General features: G+C 70.5%; 7 protein-coding genes. 3 read left to right on the top strand and 4 right to left on the bottom strand.

The features are described from left to right. Positions 1–182: 182 nt before the first annotated feature. Positions 183–1676: an APC family permease gene (locus SNE206_RS33290; RefSeq protein WP_407917273.1), complete on the top strand. Its 1494-nt coding sequence runs from the start codon at positions 183–185 to the stop codon at positions 1674–1676. Beyond that, positions 1673–2110, top strand: a complete 438-nt coding sequence (locus SNE206_RS33295) for a hypothetical protein (protein WP_407917274.1) — start codon at positions 1673–1675, stop codon at positions 2108–2110. The genes SNE206_RS33290 and SNE206_RS33295 overlap by 4 nt, the downstream gene beginning before the upstream one ends. Before the next feature lie 325 nt (positions 2111–2435). Here the strand turns inward: SNE206_RS33295 and SNE206_RS33300 are convergent, their stop codons facing one another. Continuing rightward, a complete protein-coding gene (locus tag SNE206_RS33300) occupies positions 2436–2636 on the bottom strand; it encodes a hypothetical protein (protein WP_407917275.1) in 201 nt (66 codons plus the stop codon). Positions 2637–2684: 48 nt separating this feature from the next. Here SNE206_RS33300 and SNE206_RS33305 point away from each other — a divergent pair, with 48 nt between their 5' ends. Continuing rightward, entirely contained in the window at positions 2685–3647 is a 963-nt protein-coding gene (locus SNE206_RS33305; RefSeq protein WP_407917276.1) for a phosphatidylinositol-specific phospholipase C, read from the top strand. Between the two features lie 85 nt (positions 3648–3732). Here the strand turns inward: SNE206_RS33305 and SNE206_RS33310 are convergent, their stop codons facing one another. Genes SNE206_RS33310 through SNE206_RS33320 form a run of 3 tightly spaced genes read right to left on the bottom strand, consistent with a single transcriptional unit; the run spans position 3733 to position 6877 of the window. Then, positions 3733–4347: a hypothetical protein gene (locus SNE206_RS33310; RefSeq protein WP_407917277.1), complete on the bottom strand. Its 615-nt coding sequence runs from the start codon at positions 4345–4347 to the stop codon at positions 3733–3735. Positions 4348–4382: 35 nt separating this feature from the next. Then, positions 4383–6245: a hypothetical protein gene (locus SNE206_RS33315; protein WP_407917278.1), complete on the bottom strand. Its 1863-nt coding sequence runs from the start codon at positions 6243–6245 to the stop codon at positions 4383–4385. Continuing rightward, positions 6242–6877 (bottom strand): sensor domain-containing protein, encoded by a 636-nt coding sequence (locus SNE206_RS33320; RefSeq protein WP_407917279.1) that lies wholly within the window; start codon positions 6875–6877, stop codon positions 6242–6244. Before SNE206_RS33320 ends, SNE206_RS33315 begins: the two co-directional genes overlap by 4 nt. Between the last annotated feature and the right edge of the window lie 202 nt (positions 6878–7079).

Raw genomic sequence — 7079 nt, forward strand, 5'->3', positions numbered from 1 at the left:
GCCCCTCCGGCCGGGATCCACGCCGGCCCACACACGATCAGGGCGATGCCACGGCGGGGGCCGGGCGCCGAACGCGCGATCTGCAGCGGACGGCGTAATCCGGAATGCCTGAGCAACGGTGAGTGGAGAAGATCGAATGTGGCGCGACGGACGCGTGGACGAGCGGGACGAGGTGGCGCCTGATGAGTGGTGTGGATGTACCGGACCAAGGCGCCGGCCGAGCAGGGGGCGCCCGGGCCGCAGCCAGATCGGTCCAGGCCGGAGCAGGGGCCAACAAGATCACCTGGTTGACGCTGGCGTTCATGACCACCAGTTCGGTGGCGAGCCTGCGGGCGGCACCGACCATGGCCGTGTACGGCCTCGCCTGCGTCTTCCTCTATCTGCTGCCCGCCATCGTGTTCCTCCTGCCCACCGCCCTGGTGTCGGCGGAGCTTGCCTCCGGGTGGAGCGGCGGCGTCTACAACTGGGTCGCGCAGGGCCTGTCGAAGCCACTGGCCTTCCTCGCCGTCTGGTGCCAGTTCGCCATGACGATCTTCTACTACCCCAGCCTGCTGGCCTTCGTGGCCAGCACGATCTCCTACGTGATCAACCCGGCGCTGGCCAGCAACGGCCTCTACACGGCGATCGTCATCGTCGTCCTGTACTGGACCGGCGTCTGGGTGTCCTCCCGCGGCACGAACGCCGTCGCGGGGCTGGCCTCCGGGGGCCTGATCATCGGAACGCTGATCCCCGGCGCGCTGCTGGTCCTGCTCGGGTTCGTCTTCCTCGGGCAGGGCAACCCCTCCGCCGCACCGATGGACTCCTCGCACATCTTCCCCCAGTGGACCGGCATCGCCAGCCTCGTACTCATCGTGAACAACTTCCTCAGCTACTCCGGCATGGAGATGAACGCAGTCCACGTCAACAAGCTGCGCGACCCGGCCAAGGAGTTCCCGAAGTCGATGTTCCTGGCCATGGGCATGGTGCTGCTGATCTTCATCCTGCCGGCCCTGGCCATCAGCTGGGTCATCCCGGCCGACCAGCTCAGCCTCACCGCCGGCGTCATGCAGGCCTTCGACGCCTTCTTCCAGTACTTCCACATCGGCTGGCTGGTCCCGATCGTCGCGTTCGCCCTGTGCGCCGCCTCGCTCGGCGGCATGCTCACCTGGCTCGCCGGCCCGTCCAAGGGCCTGCTGCTGATCTCCCGCCAGGAGGGCTACCTCCCGCCGTTCCTGCAGAAGCTCAACAAGCACGGCATCCAGCAGAACATCCTGGTCACCCAGGGCCTGCTCACCACGGTCATCGCCCTGCTGTACGCGCTGATCCCGAACGTGTCCAGCGTCTACTGGATCTTCTCGGTCATCACCACCCAGGTCTACCTGATCATGTACCTGCTGATGTTCCTCGCCGCCATCCAGCTGCGCCGCAAGCTTCCCGACCACCCGCGCGGCTACCGCGCGCCGCTGCTCACCACGCTCTGCGTCGTCGGCTTCGTCGCCTCGGCGCTGGCCATGGTGATCGGGTTCATCCCCTCCTCGCAGTTCGGGAACGGCAGCAACTGGGCTTACATCGGCATCGTCGGCGGCGGCCTGCTGCTGCTCGGAGTGATCATGCCGTTCGGCTTCCTGAAGGCGCGCAAGCCCAGCTGGCGCCAGCCCGACGCCGACGCCGACGCGGTGGACGGAGGAACGGCATGAGCGCCACCCGCATGTGGTCCGAACACCGGTGGATCTACATCGGAGCGACCGTGGTGCTGGTCGCCATGATGATCATCGGGCTGTTCACGTACACCCAGCAGAAGAACACCAACGAGGCCTACCGGAAGGCGAACGAGCTGAACGAGGCCCTCGTCGCGAAGGGCTTCGCCGCCCGCAACCCGAACAACATCGCCAACACCCTGGGCACCGACGGCGGCGCGGCCTGCGAAGATCCCAACTCGGATCTGAGGCGGGGCCTGTGGCTCGTCCAGATCGCCAACGGCGCGGGCGGCCCCGGCATGCGCCCGGTCATCACCGACCGGTCGATCCTGGAAGCCGGCGCCGAGGTGGTCAAGGTCTACTGCCCGGACAAGCTGGGCGCCTACCAGAAGAAGATCAACGACCTCAAGACCTCTGACGTCATCAACCCCTGAAGCAGCCGCCCGGTACCGAAGGCGCGGCCTCGGCCCCTCGGACGGCATCGAGCCCGGACGACGGAGACCGGCGGGACGAGGCAGCAACCGTGCGGTCCACAACCGGGGACCGACGGCCCGCAGCGGCACCAGGCCGGTGCGGGGCCGACCGTCCAGGACATCGCACGAGGCTCGACACAACCCGGGACCCGGGACGCGTGTCGACGGCGGCCGAACCGTGGCTCCGGATCACTTTCCGGGCCCTGTCGCCGATCGGGGGGTCCTGACTGGTTGATCATGGTGACAGGAGGATGCGGCGGCGCAGGAGGTCGAAGCCGGCCCGGCCCTACATCTGTCTCTTCAGCAGCTTGATCCTGGTCACGTCGCCCTCGACCGGTTGCCCGTCGAGGCGGACGTCGGCGAGCCGGACGTCGAGGCCCAGGTGCTCGCTGCGGCGTTCGCGGACCATGGTGGAGCCACAGGCTGCGGTCAGGTGCCGCCCGAAGTGCGGGCGTCCCGCCGCATACCCCCGGAACAGACTGGGCATGAACGGGTCAACATACGGGCAGGGTCGACCGAACCCCAGGGGAATCCCATGGCCATCGCACGCCGCACGCTGCTGACCCGCGGCGCCCTCGCCGCCGTCGCCACCGCGTTCGGCGGCCTCCTCCCGACTCCCGCCGCCCGCGCGGCAGTCGGCTCCGCCGGCACGCCCGGCGGGAAACCCCCCGCCGACTGGATGTCACACCTCGCGCCGGAGCGCTCCCTGCTCGACCTGACCATTCCCGGCACCCACGACTCCTGCTGCACCGACCCCGCCCACGGCACCGAGTGGTCCCACACCCAGAACTGGGGCGTCCCCGAGCAACTCACCCAGGGCGTCCGGTTCCTCGACATCCGGTGCAACGGCCTGCAGGGAACGGCCGACGAACTCGGCATCTACCACTCCGACGCCTACCAGCACGTCCGCCTCCAGGACGTCCTGGACCAGTGCCGCGCCTTCCTGACGGCCCATCAGGGCGAGACGCTCGTCATGCGGCTCAAGAACGAGAACGCGGGCGGCCAGGCCCTGGACGCCGCCGAGTTCCGCCGCCGGGTCGACCACTACCTCGACGACCTCGGGTACCGCGGCCTCTTCCACCTCTACGGCTGGCCCACCCTCGGCGCCGCCCGCGGACGGATCGTGCTGCTCGCCGACTTCGCCGACGACCGGGGCCTGATCCAGTGGTCCAGCGGCACGAACCAGTACTTCCGCACCCAGGACCTCTGGCAGACCGACCAGTTGTTCCCGCTGCGGGTCAAGGGCCGGGCGATCACCCAGCAGTTCGACGCCGCGACCGCCGACCCCGGCTCCCCGCAGATGTACGTCAACTTCCTCAGCTACGCCGGCGGCCTGTGGCCCAGGACCGCCGAACAGACGCTGATGGACCAGTCCGTCCACCCGTACCTGAACGCCCGCACCGGCCGGGTCGCCCGCTACGGCATCGTCCCGATGGACTTCCCCGACCTCCACGTCAACGTCCTGCAGATGCTCATCGACAAGAACTTCGTCGCCTGATCGCGGGCAGCGGCGCGAACGGCTGCTGCACCAGTGCGGCGGGCGGGTGCCGCGGAACCCACGGGCAGGCGTCCTGCCCGTGGGTTCACTGCCACAGCCGCTTCGACCAGTCGCCCCGGGGGCGGTAGGAACGGCCGTCGCCGACCTCCTGCACCCCGCCGGGGACGACGTCCCTGTAGTACGGGTACTGCTTCGTCACCGCCGCCAGCAGGAACTCCAGGAAGCCGCCCTCGAAGAGGTCCCACTTCAGCAGGGAGTCGAACTTGGCGGCGATCGGCCACCGGTCCGGGTCCGGGCCCCGGGTGAGCCAGAAGAACTGGTCGGAGTTCCAGTTGTTGGCCCACTTCAGCAGTCCGCCCTCGGCGGGGAACAGCGGGTACGGGCACTCCTCGTGGTCCCCGTCCGCGTAGGCCTGGGCCAGCATGCCGCAGTACCCGTAGGGCTCCGTCGTGTAGTACAGGAACCCCTCGAAGCCGAGCGGCTGCTCGGCCTTGGGGCCGGGCGCCGCCGACGGCGTGCAGACGTGCAGCTCGCCGCTGATGCTGACCTTCCCGTACCGATCGACGAACGCTCGGTAGTCCGAAGGCAGTTGAAAACCCATCACCTCAGGCCCGAGCTCCCACGGTACCGGCACCACCCCGCCCTCCGGCGGCGGCCCGATCACCGCCCCCAGCCGGTCCAGCATCTCCTCGACGTTCATGTCCACTCCCGTCGTCCGTCCGTTCCCGCCGGAGGCTAGGTTCCCAGGTACACAAGTCCGGCCGGGCCGTACATGGCGTTGTCCACGGCTGTCGACGCGAAGTCCCGGTACGCCCCGGTGGTGGCGTCCCACGCGTAGAGCGCCATGTTCCACTTGCTCGGAATGGTGCTGCCGGCGCTGTTGTACTGCGGACGCACGCTGTACAGGACGCAGCCCCCGTCCATGCTTCTCCCGGCCCTGGTCTCGAAGGTCCGCATGCTGTTGGTGATGGTGCCGCCGGTCGCCTGGTTGATGTTGGCCCCCCGCTGGAAGCACGGCGTCAGGTTCCTCTCGTCCGCCGTTCCGCCGGCCATCCGCGGCACGGAGTGGCAGCGGGCGATGTCTGTGTCCAGGTCGAGCCCGAGAGCGGTGGCCCGCGCCTGAGCATCGGTCCAGCCCCGGATGTTGCCGGCCGCGTCCTGACCCCGGAAGCGGTCGGGCTTCCCTTCGAGGCATGCCCGGATCCCCCGGTTGCGGCCGTGGGCGTCCGACGGCAGGTAGTCGACCCATCCTCCGCCCTTCAGGTCCGTGGCACTCGACGGCTTCAGGTCCTTGCAGGCGCTGACCCTCCGGTCGCCGTTCCCCCCGGGGGCCGGGTCGCCGTGTCCCGCGGCGGAGTCCGAGGAGCCCCCGGATGCCGGGTTGCTGGGTCCCGGGGAGGGCTCCGGAGAGGCGGGGGCTTCGTCCACCGTCGTGACCTCGTCGACGGGGAGCTGTTCGCCGTTGCGGTACGCGATCAGACCGCCGGAGCCGAGGGCCCCCGGGGCCGGGACCGGCGTGGGGGTGGGGGAAGTGGTGGTGGCCGGGGCCTGCGCCCGTAGCGCCGTGTAGTGGCCGTCGGGTTTGCGGACCAGGCCGTCGTAGCTGATGGACGGGCTGCCGAGGGTGGCTGCCTGCGCGGGGGTGAGCCGTCGGACGGCGTCGGGCGTCAGGTACGCCGTGCCGGGTCGGGTGTCGACGGTGGTGCCGTGCTGCTTCGCGTACTGCGTCAGTGCGGCGGTCCGGGGTTGCCGGTAGGGACTGTCACCGGTGTCCTCGTCCTGGCCGGCCGACCGGTTGCCGGGGTGCGGGGCCGGAGCGGGCGCGTCACCGCCCTGGTCCATGGCGGCTGCCGGGTTCGACGGAACGGAGGCGAGGCTCTGGATCGCCTGTGCCATCTGCGCAAGCAGTTGCTGGTCCCGGGACTGGAGTTGCTGTTCCTTCGTCTTGAGGTCGGAGGCTTTCGTGTCGTTGTTCTTGGAGGCGGCGTCGAGCTGGGAGGACCTGGTGTCGACCTGGGAGGCCTCCTGCCGGATCTGGTTCTGCTCGCCCTGGATCTTGTCCTCGACGGCGTTTTCCTGATTCCGTTCGGACTCCAGTTGGCGTGCCTCGTCGTCGTAGGCGGCGGCAGGGCCCGCCTCTTCGGGAAGTCGGAACGTGCGCCGCTTGGCGTTGTGGGCGGTGATCTCACCCTCTACGGCCTTCGCGCGCTCGTTGTGGGCGCTGATCTCCTGGTTCACCACGGCGACCCTGGCGTTGAGCGCCGCCTTGCTGTCGCGGATCGCGGCGGCCTCCCTGGTGATCCGCTCCGCCTCGGCAACCACGTCCTTCCCCTGCTGGGCAAGCTGCGCCGCCTGCCGGTTCGCGTCGTCGATTTCCACCAGGAGGGTCGCCAGGGCGGCCTCGAACCCCCGGGGCGTGACCAGCGGAACGGGGGCGAGCGTGCCCGCCTGGGCCGTGACCGCCGCGGCGTCGGTCGACGCAATCGTCTGGACCCCCACGGCGGCGATCTGTGCCAGGAGTGCCATCAGCACGAGGTGCAGGATCCGGGGAAGCGGCCGCCGACGGCGCGCGGCCGCCTTGCGCGCGGGCGCGGTCATCCGGTCACCTTGCCGGTGAGCTCGTCGGCGATCATGAAGGCGGATGGCCCGCCGTCACCGGCCTGGCAGACGGAGGCCTGTATCAGGCTGGCGCCCTTCACCCTGGCCTGGTGGTAGCAGGCCCAGTTCGCGGTGTCGCCCTGCGTCGCGGTCCACGCCACCGCGACCTCGGTGGCGGGGTGCGCCGCGTAGGTCCACTTCGACGTGCGTCCGGCCTGGTCGGTGAGTGTCGAGGACGGGCACGTGGTGAGGCCGTCGGTGAGCGTGCGGAAGGCCGCGGCCGCCTTCCCGCTGTCCGGGAACACGCCGATCACCTGGTTGACGGTGTAGCTGCCCGAGCCTGCGGCGTCCTGGTAGGTCGCCGAGAGGAACGCCTTCCACGCCTGCCCGTAGACCGACTGCGTCGTCGGTCCGGCGGCGGTGGCGCATCCCGACGGGGCCACGGCGAGCGGGGCGTGGGGCCGGTTCGACTGGGGCCCGGCCACCACCGTCGTGCCGGCCAGCCGGCTGACGCCGTCGGCGCTGAGGAGGTCCGCCTGGACGGTCCCCTCGGCGATGTGCGGAGGGAGGCCCGTCGGCTGTTGCGGCCAGAACCACCACCCGACGCCGGCCAGCAGGAGACAGGGAACCACTGCGGCCACCGGCAGCCGCCAGTGGCGCAGCCTCCCGGTTCCGCGGCGCGTTGCCCGCGCTCCGGGCGGCGCCGCCGACGCGGCCGGCGGCTGCGTGCCCGGCCCGGCGGCCGGTTGGGTAGCCGGCGGCGTGGGCTGCGGTGTGGGCGGCGGCGTGCCCCGGCCCGGCGGCCGGGCCGGCGTCGCGGGGGCGGGCGGCACC

The organism is Kitasatospora sp. NE20-6 (assembly GCF_045862635.1).

Bases quoted from the DNA above. Each gene is read 5' to 3' on its own strand.
- SNE206_RS33290 (WP_407917273.1), top strand. From the start codon at position 183: ATGAGTGGTGTGGATGTACCGGACCAAGGCGCCGGCCGAGCAGGGGGC.
- SNE206_RS33295 (WP_407917274.1), top strand. From the start codon at position 1,673: ATGAGCGCCACCCGCATGTGGTCCGAACACCGGTGGATCTACATCGGA.
- SNE206_RS33300 (WP_407917275.1), bottom strand. From the start codon at position 2,636: ATGCCCAGTCTGTTCCGGGGGTATGCGGCGGGACGCCCGCACTTCGGG.
- SNE206_RS33305 (WP_407917276.1), top strand. From the start codon at position 2,685: ATGGCCATCGCACGCCGCACGCTGCTGACCCGCGGCGCCCTCGCCGCC.
- SNE206_RS33310 (WP_407917277.1), bottom strand. From the start codon at position 4,347: ATGAACGTCGAGGAGATGCTGGACCGGCTGGGGGCGGTGATCGGGCCG.
- SNE206_RS33315 (WP_407917278.1), bottom strand. From the start codon at position 6,245: ATGACCGCGCCCGCGCGCAAGGCGGCCGCGCGCCGTCGGCGGCCGCTT.